Source organism: Salinicola salarius (assembly GCF_002179555.1).
GTDB lineage: Bacteria > Pseudomonadota > Gammaproteobacteria > Pseudomonadales > Halomonadaceae > Salinicola > Salinicola salarius_A.
Window position 1 is genome coordinate 1 of record NZ_NHOU01000124.1, and the last position, 776, is coordinate 776.

Consider the following 776-nt stretch of genomic DNA (forward strand, 5'->3'; position numbering starts at 1 on the left):
GGTGGAGCCAACCTTGAAATACCAGCCTGGCATCATTGGCGTTCTAACTTGGCACCGTGATCCGGTGTGAGGACAGTGTGTGGTGGGTAGTTTGACTGGGGCGGTCTCCTCCGAAAGCGTAACGGAGGAGCACGAAGGTACCCTCAGCACGGTTGGAAATCGTGCATTGAGTGCAAGAGCATAAGGGTGCTTAACTGCGAGACAGACACGTCGAGCAGGTACGAAAGTAGGTTCTAGTGATCCGGTGGTTCTGTATGGAAGGGCCATCGCTCAACGGATAAAAGGTACTCCGGGGATAACAGGCTGATACCGCCCAAGAGTTCACATCGACGGCGGTGTTTGGCACCTCGATGTCGGCTCATCACATCCTGGGGCTGAAGTCGGTCCCAAGGGTATGGCTGTTCGCCATTTAAAGTGGTACGCGAGCTGGGTTTAGAACGTCGTGAGACAGTTCGGTCCCTATCTGCCGTGGGCGTTGGAGATTTGAGAAGTGCTGCTCCTAGTACGAGAGGACCGGAGTGGACGCACCTCTGGTGTTCCGGTTGTCACGCCAGTGGCATCGCCGGGTAGCTATGTGCGGACGGGATAACCGCTGAAAGCATCTAAGCGGGAAGCCTTCTTCAAGATGAGATCTCCCCGAGACTTCGAGTCTCCTAAAGGGTCCAGCAAGACTAGCTGGTTGATAGGCACGGTGTGGAAGCGCTGCAAGGCGTTGAGCTAACGTGTACTAATGCCCCGTGAGGCTTGACCATATAACCCCAAGGGGTTTACGACAC

Annotated in this window: 1 rRNA gene; it reads left to right on the plus strand. The window is 55.3% G+C overall.

The annotated features are described in order from the left end of the window. Positions 1-752 (plus strand): 23S ribosomal RNA (locus CCD76_RS19420); the annotation flags it as partial. Between the last annotated feature and the right edge of the window lie 24 nt (positions 753-776).